Annotated in this window: 1 protein-coding gene; it reads right to left on the bottom strand. The window is 36.6% G+C overall.

Going from position 1 to position 464, the window contains the following annotated elements; genetic code table 11:
* On the bottom strand, positions 1-464 hold a 464-nt coding region (locus AC3LHT_RS10125), incomplete at both ends, for a hypothetical protein (protein WP_488662802.1).

Genomic DNA, 464 nt, shown 5'->3' with positions numbered 1-464 from the left:
ATTCTCTAATGTCTTTTTTTATAGCATGCCGCTCATTGTCGTCTTCTCTTCGAATTTTCAGCAAGAAGCTAATTTCATTACGATCGGTGGGATCAGTTAAGTCTTGCTTGACCATTGGAAGCAAGATTTTTTCAAAATATTCATCTAAACAAGAATTGGGAATCATTCCATGCATGAGAATGGGAGTAACATAACGATGTGCACCTTTGATATTATCGAAACATGACAGTCCATTAGATTCTAAGAAGTTAATGAATATTTTGCCCCACTTTGCTTGCCAATTTGGATCCGAAAGACCAGCGAATTCTCGAAACCCTGACCAATAATCACCGGCTCTGTAATCAAAAATGCCCTTCCAAACAAGGAAATACGCAAAACATGTAGGAGTCTTGGTTTTTACAAATTTTGTTCCCTCTTGGATGTTGTCAGAAAATTGCTCCTTAATGAAAGAAACTAATTTATCT

This window comes from Kosmotoga sp., assembly GCF_982836095.1.
This window is presented reverse-complemented; position numbering and strand designations above follow the sequence as displayed.